This is a genomic window from Paraburkholderia sp. SIMBA_053 (genome assembly GCF_046534895.1).
In the GTDB taxonomy this organism is placed as follows: domain Bacteria; phylum Pseudomonadota; class Gammaproteobacteria; order Burkholderiales; family Burkholderiaceae; genus Paraburkholderia; species Paraburkholderia caledonica.
Genome location: NZ_JAWRXU010000836.1, coordinates 1 through 266, shown reverse-complemented (window position 1 = coordinate 266; position 266 = coordinate 1). Strand labels below are relative to the sequence as shown.

Genomic DNA, 266 nt, shown 5'->3' with positions numbered 1-266 from the left:
CGCTTGGCGCGGTCGGTTCGCTGGTCATGCTCGACCCGCATCTGCTGCCCGGCGACTGGGGCTGGCGCGCGTGCTTCTTTATCGGCGCGGTGCTCGCACTGGCAATCCTGCCGATGCGCGTATGGATCCCCGAAAGTCCGCGCTGGCTGCTCACGCACGGCGAGGAAAAGGAAGCGCGCGAGATCGTCGAAGGGATCGAGGCGCGCTTTCGCGCGGAAAATCACACGCTCGCCGACGATACGCTCAAACGCCTGCGCCTGCGCGCC

1 protein-coding gene is annotated in these 266 nt (G+C 67.3%); it reads left to right on the top strand.

Features of this window, described 5'->3' with window-relative positions; genetic code table 11:
• Positions 1 to 266 (top strand): MFS transporter (locus SB753_RS37935; RefSeq protein ID WP_410805271.1); only part of this gene is annotated, 266 nt, incomplete at both ends.